The following is a 17164-nucleotide window of genomic DNA, read 5'->3' as shown; positions in this document are numbered from 1 at the left end:
TTTCGCGCATTCGGCGTTTTCGGCCCCCGCCGGGGGCCGAGAATGAGGGCATGAGTCAGCAGGGCGCGGACGACTGGTGGCAGAAGCTCTACGAGGACCCGGACACCGGGCCGGCACCCGACCCGGGGGACACCCTCGACAACCGGTTCCGGTCGGCGGCGGGCGTGACGGCGGACCCGGCCGAGGCGCCGCCACCCGCGCCCGACGGACCGGCCCTGGAGGCCGAGTCCGGCCCCGGCCCGGGGCGCGGACCGCTGCCGGCGCCGCGCCCGGAGCCGGACGCCGGGCTGCCCGCACGGCCGCCGCTGCCCGACGCGGTCCGCGCGCAGCCCCCGCAGCCCCCGACGGCGGGCCCCGTACCGGCGCCGCGCCCCGCTGCGGACGCGATGCCCGCGCAGGCGCCGACGACCGGCGAACCGCCCTCGCCGCCGCCCGCCCCGGCCGCCCCTCCGGTCGCCGAGCAGTACGTGCCGCCCCCGCCGCCCGTCGCGCCGCCGTCGGCCGCGCCGCCCCAAGTGGGGGCGACCACCGGGGACGGGGCGCCGTCCGGCGCCGTGCACGCGCCCCGGCCGTTGTCACAGCCCGCCCAGGCCCCGCCCGGTGAGCGGTACGTGCCGCCCCCGCCCCCGGCGCCGCCCTGGCACGGGGCGCAGCCGCGCGACCCGCGCACCGGCGGCGCCACCGGATACGCCCTCGGCGGCGTCGAGGTGCCTCCGGCCACCGGCGCCGAGCTGCCCGTCCGGCGCGCCCCCGAGGACCGCACCGAGGAGGTGCCCCGGCCCGCGCCCCCGCCCCCACCGGTGCGGGCGCCCGTGCACCCGCCCGCCCCGGAGGACGCCGCGCCGCAGCAGCGGCCCGAGGTGCGCCACCTCGGCGACCGCGCACCCACCTACGCCGCCGAACCGGGCACGCTGCCGGCCGCGGACCCGGCCGCCCTCGACGCCCTCGTCCCGGACACCGTCCTGGAGGGCGCCCGGTACGGCGGCTACACCCTTCGCGCCGCCTCCTTGCGCGGGGACTCCGCCCGCTACCGCGGGGAGACCCGCCGGGACTTCCTGCTCACCGCCCGCTTCGGCAGCGGCGACGACGCCCTGGTCCTGGTGGCCCTCGCCGGCGGGGACCGGGCCGCGCCCGGCGCCGCCGAGGCCGCCGCAGAACTGTGCCGCACGGTCGCTGGCGCCGTCGGCCGCAGCCAGGGCCGGCTGGCCGACGACATCCGGGCCGGCCGCCGCGACGCCCTGCGTTCCGGCCTGCAGCGGCTCACCGACCGCGGCTACGGACGCCTGCGGGCCCGCGCCGCCGAGCTGGGGCTCGCCGAGGAGGAGTACACGGCCGGACTGCGCGGCCTGCTGCTCCCGGTGGACCCCGAATGCCGCACGCGGGTGTGCTTCGGCGTCGGCGCGGGCGGACTCTTCCGGCTCCGCTCGGGCCAGTGGCAGGACCTGGAGCCGGCGCTTCCCGCGGCCGCGGCCGCGCAGCCCCCCGTACCCGACCCTGTCGGCGGGGCCGGCGAGGGGCCCGGGGAGCCCGGCAACCCCTTCCGCTTCCGGGCGTCCGTGGCCAGACCCGGAGACACCCTGCTGCTGTGCTCCGGCGGCATGGCGGAACCGATGCGGGAGGAGGCCGCCCTCCAGGCGGAGCTCGCCGCCCGCTGGGGCGAGCCGGAGCCGCCCGGCCTCGCCGCGTTCCTCGCGGACACCCAGCTGCGCCTCAAGGGCTACGCCGACGACCGCACGGCCGCCGCAGTCTGGGAGGCGTAACCGGCGCGGGCATGGCTGGATGGGAGGTATGGCCAAGCAGAGCGTGGCGGAACAGTTCGTCGACATCCTCGTGCGCGCCGGCGTGCGCCGGATGTACGGCGTGGTCGGCGACAGCCTCAACCCCGTGGTGGACGCGATCCGCCGGACCGACGGCATCGAGTGGATCCAGGTCCGCCACGAGGAGACGGCCGCCTTCGCGGCGGGCGCCGAGGCGCAGATCACCGGCCGCCTCGCCGCCTGCGCCGGCTCCTGCGGCCCGGGGAACCTGCACCTGATCAACGGGCTGTACGACGCCCAGCGCTCCATGGCGCCGGTCCTCGCGCTGGCCTCGCACATCCCCTCCGGCGAGATCGGCCTGGGCTACTTCCAGGAGACCCACCCCGACCAGCTCTTCCGCGAGTGCAGCCACTACAGCGAGCTGATCTCCAACCCGCAGCAGATGCCCCGGCTGCTCCAGACGGCCGTGCAGCACGCCATCGGCCGCAGCGGGGTCAGCGTGGTCGCCCTGCCCGGGGACATCGCCGCCCGGCCCGCCCCGGACAAGGCGGTGGAACACGCCCTCGTCACCGCCCGGCCGACGGTCCGCCCGGGCGACGGCGAGATCGAGAAGCTGGTCCGCCTCGTCGACGAGGCCGACCGCGTCACGCTCTTCTGCGGCAGCGGCACGGCCGGGGCGCACGCCGAGGTGATGGAGTTCGCCGGCCGGGTCAAGGCACCCGTTGGGCACGCCCTGCGCGGCAAGGAGTGGATCCAGTACGACAATCCGTACGACGTCGGCATGAGCGGGCTGCTGGGCTACGGAGCGGCCTACGAGGCCACCCACGAGTGCGACCTGCTGATCCTGCTCGGCACCGACTTCCCCTACAACGCCTTCCTGCCCGACGACGTGAAGATCGTCCAGGTGGACATCCGCCCCGAACACCTCGGGCGGCGCTCCCAGCTGGACCTCGCCGTGTGGGGGGACGTACGCGAGACCCTGCGCGCCCTGAACGCCCGGGTGCGGACCAAGACGGACCGCCGCTTCCTGGACCGGATGCTGAAGAAGCACGCCGACGCCCTGGAAGGAGTGGTCAGGGCCTACACCCGCAAGGTCGAGAAGCACACGCCGATCCATCCCGAGTACGTGGCCTCGGTCCTCGACGAACTGGCCGACGACGACGCGGTGTTCACGGTCGACACGGGCATGTGCAACGTGTGGGCGGCACGCTATCTTTCCCCGAACGGCAGGCGGCGCATCATCGGCTCTTTCAGCCACGGTTCGATGGCCAACGCACTGCCCCAGGCGATCGGCGCACAGTTCACCGACCGCGGCCGTCAAGTGGTCTCGATGTCGGGTGACGGCGGTTTCTCCATGCTGATGGGAGATTTCCTCACCCTGGTGCAGTACGACCTGCCCGTCAAAGTGGTCCTCTTCAACAACTCATCGCTCGGCATGGTCGAGTTGGAGATGCTGGTTTCCGGCCTTCCCTCCTACGGCACGGAGAACACGAACCCGGACTTCGCCGCGATCGCCCGTGCGGCGGGCGCGTACGGGGTGCGCGTGGAGAAGCCCAAGCAGCTCACCGGCGCTTTGAAGGACGCTTTCCGGCATCGGGGGCCCGCTCTGGTGGACGTGGTGACCGACCCCAACGCCCTGTCGATCCCACCGAGGATCAGCGCCGAAATGGTGACCGGATTCGCACTGTCCGCCAGCAAGATCGTGCTCGACGGAGGGGTGGGCCGGATGATCCAGATGGCGCGGTCCAACCTCCGCAACGTGCCCCGCCCGTAAGCCCGCAGGAGTGCGGATCCGCCCGGAGGGCATGCATCCCGTAGGCCTGTTCGAGAGCAACGGACACGGGAGGGACACCGCCGTGCGGGTGGGGGCGAAGACGGGGAAGCTGTGGGGGAGAGGGGCGCCGGTACCACGCGAACCGTCCACGACCGGGGACGGGGAAGCGGCGGACACGCTGCGCATCAGCCGGAGCGTACGCCGCGCCGACCTGAAGGCGGTGGGCGAGGTCCGCCGGGCCCTCAGGGAGCTGATGCGCCACCGCTGCCGGACCGAGGCCACGGACGTGGCAGAGCTGCTGATCACGGAAATCGTCACCAACGCCCTCGTCCACACGGACCGGGGTGCCGAGGTGTCCGCGAGCCTGACCGCCGCACGGTTACGGGTGGAGGTCCGCGACCGCGCCGCACGCCGGCCCCGGCCGTACGTACCGACCGCCGACGACGGTACGCACGGCCGGGGGCTGGTCCTGGTGGAGGCACTGGCCGACGCCTGGGGCGTGGACGCACTCGCGCTGGGCGCCGGCAAGGTGGTCTGGTTCGAACTCGACGGGCGCCACGAGGCTCCGTACGCCGCGGGGCCCGCCTGACCGGCGGGCCCCGCGGGGTGTCCCCTCGACCTCGGGACCGGTCAGCCGAACTGCTGCTCCAGGTCCTTCAGTTTGCGCTCCAGCGAGTCCAGCCGGGGAATGGTCTGGGTGTCGTCCTCGGCGGTGAGGTCCACCGTCCGGGTGCCGGTCACCTCAGTGGATTCGGTGGGGTTGACGGCCTGCAGGGAGGGCCGGCGGCGTAGCGGCAGCTGTCCCGGATCCGGTATGGCCGGCTCCGCGCCGACCGGCGCGGAGCCCGCTCCCTGCGTCAGTTCCGGGAGCTCGACCTGGCGGCCGCGGGACCGCCCGAACGCCCGGTTCTGCCGGCCCAGCGCCTTGATGCGCGCCCGGTCGAGCCGGTTCTGGTCGCGCCTGCGGTGCCGGTCCTGCTCCCGCTCCTTCTTGTCCTCGCGCACCTCGTCCACGGCCTCGTCGAGGGTGCGCACCCCCTCCAGCAGCATGAGGGACCAGGCACCGAAGGTCTCCCGGGGAGCCCGCAGCCAGCGGACCATCCGGATCTGCGGCAACGGCCGCGGGATCAGTCCCTGTTCGCGCAGCGCCGCCCGGCGGGTCTGCTTGAGGGCCCGGTCGAACAGGACGGCCGCCGAGAGCGACATCCCCGCGAAGAACTGCGGAGCGCCGTCATGACCCAGTCCGCGCGGAGCGTGCACCCAGTTGAACCAGGCGGCCGCCCCCGCGAACAGCCACACCAGCATGCGCGAACCGAGGGCCGCGTCACCGTGGCTGGCCTCGCGGACGGCGAGCACCGAGCAGAACATGGCGGCGCCGTCGAGACCGAAGGGCACCAGGTACTCCCAGCCCCCGGAGAGGTTGAGGTTCTGCCGGCCGAAGCCGACCAGCCCGTGGAAGGAGAGCGCGGCGGCCACCGCCGCGCAGCAGAAGAGCAGGACGTACGAGGCCGTCCCGTAGACGGCCTCCTTGCGTCGCCGCCGCTCCTCGCTGCGCTCCCAGCTGTCGTCGGCCGCGGCCTTCTCGCTCTCGCGCTTGCCCCGTGCCAGAACCGCGACCGCCGCAAGTACGCCCAGGATCAGCAGGCTGCCGGGCAGCAGCCAGTCCAGCGATATGTCGGTCAGTCTCATGCGGATGTCCCTTGCCTCGCGTATGCGGCTGTGCGGCTTTCCGGGCGCCATAGTGGCGCAGCCGGTGCGCGGCGCACGCGGGTTTCGGGGCAAGTGGACGCCATCGGGGGGCGGGGCCCGCCGGATAGGGCGTTGTAACTCGAACTGACGTCCCTCCGGGGTGAGTTGTGTTCGATACGCGCCACCGCTACGGGTGGGTTGGGCCGCCCCTGGGCCGCCCCGGCCATGAGGCGGGTGATGCGGTCGGTGTCGCAGGTGCGGGGGCAGGTGACGCAGGTGTCCTCGGGCCGGATCGTGTAGAAGAAGCAGCAGCTGGCCCGGTCCCGGGTGGGCAGTTCGCGGCCGCCGGGGCCGACGAGCGTGCGGAAGGCGGCGCCGCCCGTGTAGGGGGACGTCGAACCGGGGAGCAGGAGCTCCAGTTCGGCCATGGTCCGCCGCTCCTCACCGAGCAGGTGGCCGACGTACCAGAGGCTCTCGACGACCTCGTCGGTCACCATGCCCCACAGGGCGCGGCGGCCGCGCCGCATGCGCGGGCCGAAACCTTTCAGCACGGGTTCGAGGTGCTGGGCCACCGCAGCCCGCACCTCCTCGCGCAGCGCCTCCTCGTCGGGCACGACGCGGGCCCCGGGGAGGACGGCCGCCGGGTCGTCCGGCAGGCAGGCGAAGCTCTCGACGCGCACCGCCATCCGGCCCCGGGTCCGGTGGAAGGCGACCTGGGACACCGGCAGCCGGGGGACCCGGCGGTCCAGGAACCACGGAAGGGTGATCAGCAGGCAGGCGGGCCACGCGTACCGGTGCAGGCCGAAGCTCGCGATCACATCGGGCCGGGCCCGGGCGCCGTAGTCCCGCAGGACCTCGGCGTCGTCCCAGGCGAGGAAGGCGTCCAGGGCGGCCCCGCCGGCCGCCAGCTCGTCCGCGCCGACCCACCCCGCACCGCGAGGGGAGGGCTCGTGCGCGGCCCGCTCGACGACCCGCAGTCCGCCGTACGCCTCGGCCAGCCGGGCGTACGCGTCCGCCACCGCAGAGCCGGGCGGGGGAGGGGCGACAGCCGGGAGGGCCGGGACGGTCATGACGGGCCACCGATCACACGATCGTTAACAGGTAAGCCTTACCTTACCTGATGTCGGGCGATCCGCACCCACCTCCGCGCGCGGCGCGTCACCTATTCTCTGTGCAGGTCGAAACCCGGAGGAGGACCGCGTGCACGAGACGGCCCACACCCGGGTACCGGCACAAAGAAGCAAGGTGTCGCGCCATTCGGTGCGCGGGCAGGTGCTCGACGCGCTGCGCGCGGCCCTCGTCGACGGCGAGCTCGTGCCCGGGGAGATCTACTCCGGCCCGGCGCTCGGGGAGCGCTTCGGAGTCTCCGCGACCCCCGTGCGCGAGGCCATGCAGCAGCTGGCCGTCGAGGGCGCGGTGGAATGCCTGCCGAACCGGGGCTTCCGGGTGCTCTCGCGCACCGCGCGGGAACGCGCCGAGCTGGCGGAGGTGCGGGCGCTGCTGGAGGTCCCCGTCATGCTGCGGCTGGCCCGGACCGTGCCGGCCGCCGACTGGGAGGCCCTGCGCCCGGCGGCCGCCGCCACCGCGGAGGCCGCCGCGGCGGGCGACCTGCCGGGGTACGCGGAGGCCGACCGGGCCTTCCACCGGGCGGTGCTGCGGCTGGCGGGCAACGCGCAGCTGGTGCAGGTCGCGGAGGAACTCCACCGCCGGGCGCAATGGCCCCTGCCCGGCGCTCCGCGGGTCCGGCGGGCCGACCTCGTCGCCGACGCCGCCGAGCACGCGGCGCTGCTGGAGGCACTGGTCGCGCGGGACCTGCCCGTGGTCGAAGCCCTGGTCCGCGAACACTTCGCCGGCGGCTGATCCCGGCGGGGAGCCCGCCATCCCCAGGACCGGGCCCGCCCCGGGCCCGCCCGGACCCGCCCGGACCCGGCCGTCGGGCGCCGGGAGGGGCCGTGCCGCTTCCGGCCCCGCCGCGCTCGGGGCGCGGACTGGCCGCGCCGGGCGGAGGCCCAGGGTGCGGACGATCCGTACCGCAGGCGGCGGGCTACGCCGCGGGCGAGGGGGCCGGGTGGAGCTGGTCCGCGAGCCAGGTCGGGATGCCGCCCAGGAGGTGGAACAGGCGGCGGGCCTCCGCGCGCAGGCGGGTGGCCTCAGGTTCCGGCTCGGCCTCGGCCAGCGCCGCCAGGGCCGGGGCCGTGCCGATCAGGAAGCCCAGGTCCTCCCGGATCCGCAGCGACTCCGCGAAGCCCTTGCGGGCCTCGGCGACCTCGCCGTCCCGCAGGGCCAGCGCCGCCAGGTGCCGGAGCGTGAACGACTGCAGCAGCGTGTCGCCGTGGGCCTCCGCCCCCGCGTGGGCCCGGCGGTACGCCGGCCGCGCCGACTGCGGGGCGTCCGCCAGGTGCTCGGCGACCAGGCCGCGGCGGAAGTCCAGCAGCGGACGGGTGCGGGAGCCCGGTGACAGCAGGGCCGCCGCCCGGCCCAGCGCGGACCGGGCCTCGTCGGCCCGGTCGCGTACGCCGAGCACGGTCGCGGCGTAGGCCAGCTGGCCCCGCTCGCACGCCGCCGCGCCCCGGTCGTCGTCGTCCTGGGCGACCGCCTCGGCGACCCGCAGCGCGTCCTCGGCCTCGGCCCAGCCCTGGCCGGTGAACAAGCACCGCTCGACCAGCAGCGCGGTCCGCTGCACGGCGGCGGCCGCCTGTCCGGCCCTGCCGACGTGAGGCGTCAGAAGCGCCGCCGCGTCGGTCCAACAGCCGCGTGAGCGCAGCCGCCATATCGCCCGCTGGAGGGGGTCGTCTCCCCCGGTCGACCCGGCACCCGACATGGCGGTGTCCGCCACATTGCCCTCCCCGAAGCAGTCAAGCAGCACATGGTTGAGCCCTGGGGCGAAATGAGAGCACGGATCGACGGCTCCGGCCAAGGGGTCGGGTGAACTCTTTCACAAAGTCCGGACGGATCATCAGCGCCGCCGCACACCCCGTGCCCGGTGGGGGGGAAGGATCTCCTCAGCTCATGCGCAGTGCCAGGAAGAAGTCGAGCTTGTCCTCCAGCCGGGACAGGTCCCGCGCCGTCAACTGCTCGATTCGCCCGACCCGGTAGCGCAGCGTGTTGACGTGCAGGTGCAACCGCGTCGCGCAGCGGGTCCAGGAGCCGTCGCAGTCCAGGAACGCCTCCAGGGTCGGGATCAGCTCCGCCCGGTGGCGCCGGTCGTAGTCCCGCAGCGGGTCCAGCAGCCGGGCGGTGAAGGCGCGCCGCACGTCGTCCGGGACGAACGGCAGCAGCAGTACGTGCGAGGCCAGCTCGTGGTGGCCCGCCGCGCAGACCCGCCCGGGGCGGGCCGCGGCGACCCGGCGGGCGTGCCGGGCCTCCTCCAGCGCCCCGCGCAGCCCCTCGGCGGAGTGCACGGCCGCGCTGACGCCCAGCGTGAGCCGGCCGTCGTCGGCCAGACCGGCCGCCAGCGGGTCCCGTACGACCGCGAGCAGCTCGTCGGCGTGCAGGGCCGAGTCCGGGCCCTTGTCCTCCCCGGCGTCCCCGGAGAGCGACGGCAGCGGCACGAGCGCGATGGCCTCGTCACCCGCATGGGCCACCGCGATCCGGTCGGACGGCTCCGGACCCGAGACCGACGGGTCGACGAGGATCTCCTCCAGCAGCGACTGGGCCACCGGCCCGCCGGGGATGTCCCCGTTCTCCCAGTCCACCCGGGCCACGACGACCTGCCAGTGCGGCGCGGCGCCCAGCCCGGGCAGCAGCACCGGGGCGGCCACCCGCAGACGGGCGGCGATCTCGGCCGGCGCGGCACCCGTCTGGACCAGTTCCAGGACTTCCTGCGCGAGGCGGCGGCGCACGGTGCGCGCCGCGTCGCGCCGGTCGCGCTCGACGGCGATCAGCTGGGTCACGCCCTGGAGCAGGTCGAGGCGCTCGGCCGGCCAGTCGCCGGCGTCCGCCTCGACGGCCAGCAGCCAGTCGGAGAGCACGGTCTCGCGCACGTCACGGGCGGCCGGACCGGCCGCGCCGCGCCCGTGTCCCCTGATCGGGAAGAGCGAGTAGGCAATACCCTGGATGGAGATCCGGTGCGGCCCTCTGCGGCCCGTCCGGACCGCCGCGAGGTGCTCGCCCGCCAGTGCCGCACAGATGCCCGGCGCCAGCGGCTCACCCGCTCCGGCGATCTGCCGGCCGGTGGGGGACAGCACCCAGGCCCGGAGGTCGAGGTCGGTGGTCAGGAGATCCAGCACCACATCGGGGCCGCCACCGGCCGGACCCGATGTCATCAGGCGGCGGTGGCGGTCCACGACGGCCGCCAGGTCCCCGGCGCGCTCACCCGAGACCTGCCGTACGACGTACTCGGTGATGGTGGCGAATGCAACGTCCTCGTTCACGGCGAACAGCGGCAGGCGGTTGCGCACACAGGCCGAGACGAGATCGTCGGGGATGTCGCCCAGCTCCGCCTCGCCCGCGGCGAGCCCCGCGACGCCGGCGCTCGCGAGGATTCGTACGAATGGCTCGGAGTCGGCTGAATTTCGCCTCCAGGCCAGGCCGGTGAGGACGAGTTCGCCCCCGGACAGGTACCGGCTGGGATCACGCAGGTCGGTCGTCATGACCCCGCGGACCGTACGGTCGAGTTCGTCCTCGCCGCCGAGCAGCCGCAGCCCCAGCGCCTCGGTCTCCAGCAGTGCGCGCAGCCGCATGATGTCGCCGCCGATCTGTCTCGAATGTTGCCGTTGGAAATCGGGCAGGTCGTCGCATCCTGCCTTTCATACGAATCTACAAGACGAGGGAGGCCGTCAGCCAACTCCTTCATGGTTTCAGTGACTGCACCCGAGGGACGGGCGGCTTGTGTACTGAGTCCACACCGCGTTAACAGCACGTGAACGACCAGTCGAGGGCCCTTTGGCCTCCTGGCTTGAAGTGAACGACACGATGAAGAAGAAGAGAGCCGCACATGGACTTCCTTCGCCCCGCCAGCTGGGAGGAGGCGCTCGCCGCTAAGGCCGAGTTCCCCACAGCTGTGCCGATTGCGGGTGGCACCGACATCATGGTCGAGATCAACTTCGACCACCGCCGTCCGGAGTACCTCCTTGACCTCAACCGCATCGAGCTGCTGCGGGAGTGGGAGGTAGGCGAGGAGGTCACCAAGCTCGGCGCCTCCGTCCCGTACACCCAGATCATGGAGAACCTGCGGGCCACCCTGCCGGGTCTCGCGCTCGCCTCGCACACGGTCGCGTCCCCGCAGATCCGCAACCGCGGCGGTGTCGGCGGCAACCTCGGTTGCGCCTCGCCGGCCGGCGACTCCCACCCCGCCCTGCTGGCCGCGGGCTGCGAGGTCGAGGTCGAGTCCGTACGCGGCTCGCGCATGATCCCGATCGACGAGTTCTACACGGGCGTGAAGCGCAACGCGCTGGCCGCCGACGAGCTGATCAAGTCGGTCCACATCAAGAACGCCACGGGCCCCCAGCAGTACTCCAAGGTCGGCACCCGCAACGCGATGGTCATCGCGGTGTGCGGCTTCGGCCTGGCCCTGCACCCCGACTCCCGCACCGTGCGTACGGGCATCGGCTCGGCCGCCCCGACCCCGGTCCGGGCCAAGGCCGCCGAGGAGTTCCTTGACGCCGCGCTGGAAGAGGGCGGCTTCTGGGACAACGGCAAGGTCATCACCCCGTCGATCGCCAAGCAGTTCGGTGAGCTCGCGTCCGCCGCGTGCAACCCGATCGACGACGTCCGTGGCACGGCGAAGTACCGCCGTCACGCGGTTGGCATCCTCGCTCGCCGCCAGCTCGTCTGGACCTGGGAGCAGTACCGCGGCACGAACGGCCGCTCGCTTGAAGGGGCTGCGTAATCATGCGCGTCAATTTCACCGTCAACGGTCGTCCGCAGGAAGCCGACGACGTCTGGGAGGGCGAGTCCCTCCTCTACGTGCTGCGTGAGCGCCTGGGTCTGCCCGGCTCGAAGAACGCGTGCGAGCAGGGCGAGTGCGGCTCCTGCACCGTGCGTCTCGACGGCGTGCCGGTCTGTTCCTGTCTGGTGGCCGCCGGCCAGGTCGAGGGTCGCGACGTCGTGACCGTCGAGGGCCTGGCCGACTTCGCCAAGCAGCGCGAGGAGCACGGCCACGGCTGCGGCACCGGCGCGTGCGGCGGCGGCAAGGGCGTGTCCACGGACGAGGCCAAGCAGTGGTCCGCCAAGGGCACCGACTCGCAGACCGGTGAGGGCGTGGAGCTCTCCAACATCCAGCAGGCGTTCATCGACGCCGGCGCGGTCCAGTGCGGTTTCTGCACCCCGGGTCTGCTGGTCCAGGCCGACGCTCTCCTGGAGCAGAACGCCGACCCGTCCGACCAGGACATCCGTGAGGCCCTGTCCGGCAACCTCTGCCGCTGCACGGGCTACGAGAAGATCCTCGACGCGGTCCGCCTCGCGGCCGCCCGTCAGGGAGAGGCGGTCTGATCATGGCTCAGGACACCCGCACCGTAGGTACGCCGACGAACGTCACCCAGAAGCACAACAAGGGCGGCATCGGCGAGTCCACGCTCCGTCCGGACGGCACCCTCAAGGTCACCGGCGAGTTCGCCTACTCCTCGGACATGTGGCACGAGGACATGCTGTGGGGCCAGACCCTGCGCAGCACCGTCGCCCACGCCGAGATCGTCTCCATCGACATCTCCGAGGCGCTGGCCCTGCCGGGCGTCTACTCGGTCCTCACCTACGACGACCTGCCGGCCGAGATGAAGAACTACGGCCTGGAGATCCAGGACACCCCGGTCCTGGCCAACGGCCGCGTACGCCACCACGGCGAGCCGGTCGCCCTCGTGGCCGCCGACCACCCCGAGACCGCCCGCCGCGCGGCCGCCAAGATCAAGATCGACTACCGGGAGCTGCCGCTCGTCACGGACGAGGCCTCGGCGCTCGCCGCCGACGCGCCGCTGATCCACGAGGGCCGCGACGACCACCACTCCGGTCACGTCCCGCACCCGAACATCGTGCACCGCCAGCCGATCATCCGCGGCAACGTGGAGGAGGCCCGCAAGCGCGCCGACGTCATCGTCGAGGGCGAGTACACCTTCGGCATGCAGGACCAGGCCTTCCTCGGCCCGGAGTCCGGTCTCGCCGTGCCGTCCGAGGACGGCGGTGTCGACCTCTACGTCGCCACGCAGTGGCTGCACTCGGACCTCCAGCAGATCGCCCCGGTCCTGGGCCTGCCGCCGGAGAAGGTGCGCATGACGCTCTCCGGCGTCGGTGGTGCCTTCGGTGGCCGCGAGGACATCTCGATGCAGATCCACGCCTGCCTGCTGGCCCTCGCGACCAACAAGCCGGTCAAGATCGTCTACAACCGCTTCGAGTCCTTCTTCGGCCACGTGCACCGCCACCCGGCGAAGCTGCACTACGAGCACGGCGCCACCAAGGACGGCAAGATCACGCACATGAAGTGCAGGATCGTGCTCGACGGCGGCGCCTACGCCTCGGCCTCCCCGGCCGTCGTCGGCAACGCCTCCTCCCTCTCCGTCGGCCCGTACGTCATCGACGACGTCGACATCGAGGCGATCGCGCTCTACACGAACAACCCGCCCTGCGGCGCGATGCGCGGCTTCGGCGCCGTCCAGGCCTGCTTCGCGTACGAGGCCCAGATGGACAAGCTCGCGGCGAAGCTGGGCATGGACCCGGTCGAGTTCCGCCAGCTCAACGCCATGGAGATGGGCACGATCATGCCCACCGGCCAGGTCGTGGACTCCCCGGCCCCGGTCGCCGAGCTGCTGCGCCGGGTCAAGGCCCGCCCGCTGCCGCCGGAGCGCCAGTGGGAGACCGCCGGCGAGGGCGCGGACGTCCGCGCGCTGCCGGGCGGTCTGTCGAACACCACCCACGGCGAGGGCGTCGTCCGCGGCGTCGGCTACGCGGTCGGCATCAAGAACGTCGGCTTCTCCGAGGGCTTCGACGACTACTCCACCGCCCGCGTGCGCCTGGAGGTCATCAACGGCGAGCCCGTCGCGATGGTCCACACGGCCATGGCGGAGGTCGGCCAGGGCGGTGTCACCGTCCACGCGCAGATCGCCCGTACCGAGCTGGGCGTCACGCAGGTGACCATCCACCCGGCCGACACGCAGGTCGGCTCCGCCGGTTCCACGTCCGCCTCGCGGCAGACGTACATGACCGGTGGCGCGGTGAAGAACACCTGTGAGCACGTCCGCGAGGCGCTGCTGGAGATGGGCCGCCGCAAGAACGGCTCCTACCACCCGGCCTGGGCCAACGCCGAGCTGCTCCTGGAGGGCGGCAAGGTCGTCACCGACGGCGGCGAGGTCCTCGCGGACATCGCCGACATCCTGGAGAACGAGGCGATCGACCTCGAGCTCGAATTCCGCCACCGGCCCACGGTCGCCTTCGACCTGAAGACCGGCCAGGGCGACGGTCACGTCCAGTACACCTTCGCCGCGCACCGCGCGGTCGTCGAGGTGGACACCGAGCTGGGCCTGGTCAAGGTCGTCGAGCTGGCGACCGCCCAGGACGTGGGCAAGGCCCTCAACATGCTCTCCGTGGTCGGCCAGATCCAGGGTGGTACCACCCAGGGCCTCGGCGTGGCGGTCATGGAGGAGATCATCGTGGACCCGAAGACCGCGAAGGTGCGCAACCCCTCCTTCACGGACTACCTGATCCCGACCATCCTCGACACCCCGACCATCCCGGTCGACGTCCTGGAGCTCGCCGACCCGAACGCGCCGTACGGCCTTCGCGGTCTGGGCGAGGCCCCGACCCTGTCGTCCACCCCGGCCGTCCTCGCGGCGATCCGGCAGGCGACCGGGCTGGAGCTCAACAAGACCCCGATCCGTCCGGAAGCCCTCACCGGGACCCTCTAGGACTGACCCGGTCCGGGGGCCGCGAGGCCCCCGGACCCCTCGGACTCTCCGGGCGGTGTGACTCGGGAACGTCACACTTCACGCCGCACCGCCCGGAGTACACGGAAGCACCGCACCGCTCGCGGTCGCCTCCGGACGGCAGTACCCCTGCGAAAACCCCCATGTAGTACAAGCGGTCACCCCGCACTACCCGCAGTACACGCAGTGAACATTCGCGTCGCCTCGGGCCGTCACCCCGGGTCGTGCAGCCAAACGCAGCATCCCAAATCCCGCAGTCTCCAATCCCCAAGCGGGTGCCCCTTTGAACCTTGGGAGTTAGGCACCATGACCCAGTCGTCTGTGGAGCCCAAGACCACCGCGGAAGAAGCCGGCGACGGCTCTCTGAACCCCGCCGGCAAGTCTTGGCTCGACCGCTACTTTCACATAACCCACAGAGGATCCAACGTCGGCAACGAGGTTCGTGGCGGTATCACGACCTTCATGGCCATGGCGTACATCCTCCTGCTCAACCCCCTGCTCCTGTCGGGCAAGGACGTCGCAGGAACCGTCATGGACGGTTCGGCGATCATCACCGCGACCGCCTTCGCGGCCGCCGTGACCACGCTCCTCATGGGCTTCGTCGGCAAGGTGCCGCTGGCTCTCGCCGCCGGACTCTCCGTGTCCGGTGTGCTCGCCTCGCAGGTGGCCCCGCAGATGACCTGGCCGCAGGCCATGGGCATGTGCGTGGTCTACGGCGTCGTGATCTGTCTCCTGGTCGTCACCGGCCTCCGTGAGATGATCATGAACGCGATCCCGCTCGCGCTCAAGCACGCCATCACGATGGGCATCGGCCTGTTCGTCGCCCTGATCGGCTTCGTGAAGGCCGGCTTCGTCGGCAACGGCGGGGAGTTCATGCCCCCCGTCCAGCTCGGCGCGACCGGTGAGCTGTCCGGCTGGCCCGTCCTGCTCTTCGCCATCACCCTGATCGCCATCTTCATGCTCCAGGCCCGCAAGGTGCCCGGCGCCATCCTGATCGGCATCGTGGGCGGCACCGTCCTGGCCGCGATCCTCAACGCCGTCGTGGACATCGACCCCAAGGCCTGGAAGAACGGCCCGCCGGAGCTGGACGGCTCCGCGGTCTCGATGCCGAACTTCTCGCTCTTCGGTGACGTCTCCTTCGGCGGCTGGGGCGACGTCGGCTACATGACGGTCGGCATGATCGTCTTCACCCTGGTGCTCGCCGGATTCTTCGACGCGATGGCCACCATCATCGGAGTCGGCACCGAGGCCAAGCTGGCCGACGACAAGGGCCGTATGCCGGGTCTGTCCAAGGCCCTGTTCATCGACGGCGCCGGTGGCGCCATCGGTGGCGTCACGGGCGGCTCCGGCCAGACCGTCTTCGTCGAGTCCGCCACGGGCGTCGGTGAGGGTGCCCGTACGGGCCTCGCCTCCGTCGTCACCGGCCTGTTCTTCGCCGCCTGCCTCTTCTTCACCCCGATCACGCAGATCGTCCCGGGTGAGGTCGCCTCCGCGGCCCTGGTCGTCATCGGCGCGATGATGATGCAGAACGCCCGCCACGTGGACTGGGCCGACACCTCCACCGCGATCCCCGTCTTCCTGACGGTCGTGATCATGCCGTTCACCTACTCGATCACCGCAGGTGTCGCTGCAGGTGTCATCTCGTACGTCGCCATCAAGATCGCCCAGGGCAAGGCCCGGGAGATCGGCGGCTTCATGTGGGCGCTGACGGGAATCTTCCTGATCTTCTTCGCGCTCCACCCGATCGAGGGCTGGCTCGGGGTCGGCTGATCCCCGTAGCACCGCCCGTACGGCCCGGCACCGCCGGCCGTGCACGGCACCACCCGCACCCTCCGCGTATCCCATACTGGAACCGAATCCTCCGAGGAGGCCGCACATGCTGGACATCGCCGAAGAGCTGAACCGGTGGGTCGAGCAGGGACGCGACTTCGCCGTCGCCACGGTCGTGGCGGTCGGCGGCAGCGCGCCCCGGCAGCCCGGGGCCGCTCTCGCCGTCGACAGCGAGGGCACGGCCATCGGCTCGGTCTCCGGCGGATGCGTGGAGGGGGCGGTGTACGAACTGTGCCGACAGGCGCTGGAGGACGGCGAGACCGTCCGCGAGCGCTTCGGCTACAGCGACGACGATGCTTTCGCCGTGGGTCTGACCTGCGGCGGGATCATCGACATCCTCGTGACCCCGGTCGCGGTGGACTCACCCGCGCGGGCGGTCTTCGAGGCGGCGCTGGCCGCCTCCTCCCGCGGTGAGGCCGCGGCCCTGGCCCGGATCGCGGAGGGACCGGCCGAACTGATGGGCCGCGCCGTGCTGGTCCGTGCGGAGGGCGCCTTCGAGGGCGGCCTCGGCGGGCACCCGGAGCTGGACCGCACCGTCGCCGAGGAGGCCCGCGCCATGCTGGACGCCGGCCGGACCGGCGTGCTGGAGATCGGCGCCGACGGCAGGCTCTGCGGAGAGCCGCTGAAGGTGCTGGTCGAGTCCAGCGTCCCGCCGCCGCGGATGATCGTCTTCGGCGCCATCGACTTCGCGTCCGCGCTCGTGCGGATCGGCAAGTTCCTCGGCTACCGGGTGACCGTCTGCGACGCGCGGCCCGTCTTCGCCACGAAGAACCGTTTCCCCGAGGCCGACGAGATCATCGTGGACTGGCCGCACCGCTACCTGGAGAGCACCGAGGTGGACGGCCGGACCGTCCTGTGCGTGCTCACCCACGACGCCAAGTTCGACGTCCCGCTCCTGGAGCTGGCCCTCAAGCTGCCCGTCGCCTACGTCGGGGCCATGGGCTCCCGCCGCACCCATGAGGACCGCAACAAGCGGCTGCGCGACGTCGGCGTCACCGAGATCGAGCTGGCCCGGCTGCGCTCCCCGATCGGCCTGGACCTCGGCGCCCGCTCCCCCGAGGAGACCGCGCTGTCCATCGCCGCCGAGATCGTCGCGAACCGCCGCGGCGGCAGTGGCGCGGCCCTCACGGGCGCGCACATCCCGATCCACCCGGACGTCGCGAACACCGTGATCGACAGGATCGGCTCCGTCGCTTGAAGGGGTGACGGCGGAAGGTGAGAAAAGGGCGCACCCCGTGGGGGTTGCGCCCTTTTGATGTTCGCCC

At 72.6% G+C, this 17164-nt stretch carries 12 protein-coding genes and 1 pseudogene; 9 read left to right on the top strand and 4 right to left on the bottom strand.

Annotated features, from left to right (window positions below):
• Positions 1-50 precede the first annotated feature (50 nt).
• From AC2RP6_RS10680 to AC2RP6_RS10670, 3 genes are read left to right on the top strand one after another with little or no spacing between them, the layout of a single operon-like run.
• The gene (locus AC2RP6_RS10680; protein ID WP_486446012.1) at positions 51-1760 is read left to right on the top strand and encodes a protein phosphatase 2C domain-containing protein; all 1710 of its coding nucleotides are present in this window, start codon (positions 51-53) and stop codon (positions 1758-1760) included.
• A 28-nt stretch (positions 1761-1788) separates the two neighbouring features.
• Entirely contained in the window at positions 1789-3531 is a 1743-nt protein-coding gene (locus tag AC2RP6_RS10675; RefSeq protein ID WP_486446011.1) for a pyruvate dehydrogenase, read from the top strand.
• Positions 3532-3562: 31 nt separating this feature from the next.
• Positions 3563-4120 carry an ATP-binding protein gene (locus AC2RP6_RS10670; protein WP_486446010.1) on the top strand — a complete coding sequence of 186 codons (558 nt, stop codon included), beginning with the start codon at positions 3563-3565 and terminating at the stop codon, positions 4118-4120.
• A gap of 41 nt (positions 4121-4161) precedes the next feature.
• Here AC2RP6_RS10670 and AC2RP6_RS10665 read toward each other — a convergent pair whose 3' ends face one another.
• Positions 4162-5220 (bottom strand): DUF2637 domain-containing protein, encoded by a 1059-nt coding sequence (locus AC2RP6_RS10665; RefSeq protein WP_486446009.1) that lies wholly within the window; start codon positions 5218-5220, stop codon positions 4162-4164.
• A gap of 215 nt (positions 5221-5435) precedes the next feature.
• Positions 5436-6290, bottom strand: a pseudogene (locus AC2RP6_RS10660) ((2Fe-2S)-binding protein); the annotation flags it as partial.
• A gap of 94 nt (positions 6291-6384) precedes the next feature.
• On the opposite strand from AC2RP6_RS10660, the gene AC2RP6_RS10655 reads away from it, so the two are divergent.
• The gene (locus tag AC2RP6_RS10655) at positions 6385-7080 is read left to right on the top strand and encodes a GntR family transcriptional regulator (protein WP_486450285.1); all 696 of its coding nucleotides are present in this window, start codon (positions 6385-6387) and stop codon (positions 7078-7080) included.
• Positions 7081-7264: 184 nt separating this feature from the next.
• On the opposite strand, the gene AC2RP6_RS10650 is transcribed toward AC2RP6_RS10655, so the two are convergent.
• On the bottom strand, positions 7265-8041 hold the full coding sequence (locus AC2RP6_RS10650; RefSeq protein ID WP_486450284.1) for a hypothetical protein: 777 nt from the start codon (positions 8039-8041) through the stop codon (positions 7265-7267).
• 181 nt (positions 8042-8222) lie between these two features.
• On the bottom strand, positions 8223-9902 hold the full coding sequence (locus AC2RP6_RS10645; RefSeq protein ID WP_486446008.1) for a PucR family transcriptional regulator: 1680 nt from the start codon (positions 9900-9902) through the stop codon (positions 8223-8225).
• Between the two features lie 254 nt (positions 9903-10156).
• On the opposite strand from AC2RP6_RS10645, the gene AC2RP6_RS10640 reads away from it, so the two are divergent.
• The 5 genes from AC2RP6_RS10640 (at position 10157) to AC2RP6_RS10620 (ending at position 17097) form a co-directional block, all read left to right on the top strand.
• A complete protein-coding gene (locus AC2RP6_RS10640) occupies positions 10157-11050 on the top strand; it encodes an FAD binding domain-containing protein (RefSeq protein WP_486446007.1) in 894 nt (297 codons plus the stop codon).
• 2 nt (positions 11051-11052) lie between these two features.
• Complete coding sequence (locus AC2RP6_RS10635) at positions 11053-11652, top strand: (2Fe-2S)-binding protein (RefSeq protein WP_344166280.1); 600 nt, start codon at positions 11053-11055, stop codon at positions 11650-11652.
• 2 nt (positions 11653-11654) lie between these two features.
• Positions 11655-14051: a xanthine dehydrogenase family protein molybdopterin-binding subunit gene (locus tag AC2RP6_RS10630; RefSeq protein ID WP_486446006.1), complete on the top strand. Its 2397-nt coding sequence runs from the start codon at positions 11655-11657 to the stop codon at positions 14049-14051.
• 324 nt (positions 14052-14375) lie between these two features.
• Positions 14376-15839, top strand: a complete 1464-nt coding sequence (locus AC2RP6_RS10625; protein WP_486446005.1) for an NCS2 family permease — start codon at positions 14376-14378, stop codon at positions 15837-15839.
• Positions 15840-15945: 106 nt separating this feature from the next.
• A complete protein-coding gene (locus tag AC2RP6_RS10620) occupies positions 15946-17097 on the top strand; it encodes an XdhC family protein (RefSeq protein WP_486446004.1) in 1152 nt (383 codons plus the stop codon).
• The last annotated feature ends 67 nt before the right edge of the window (positions 17098-17164 follow it).

Source organism: Streptomyces sp. WAC03905 (genome assembly GCF_057371075.1).
This window is presented reverse-complemented; position numbering and strand designations above follow the sequence as displayed.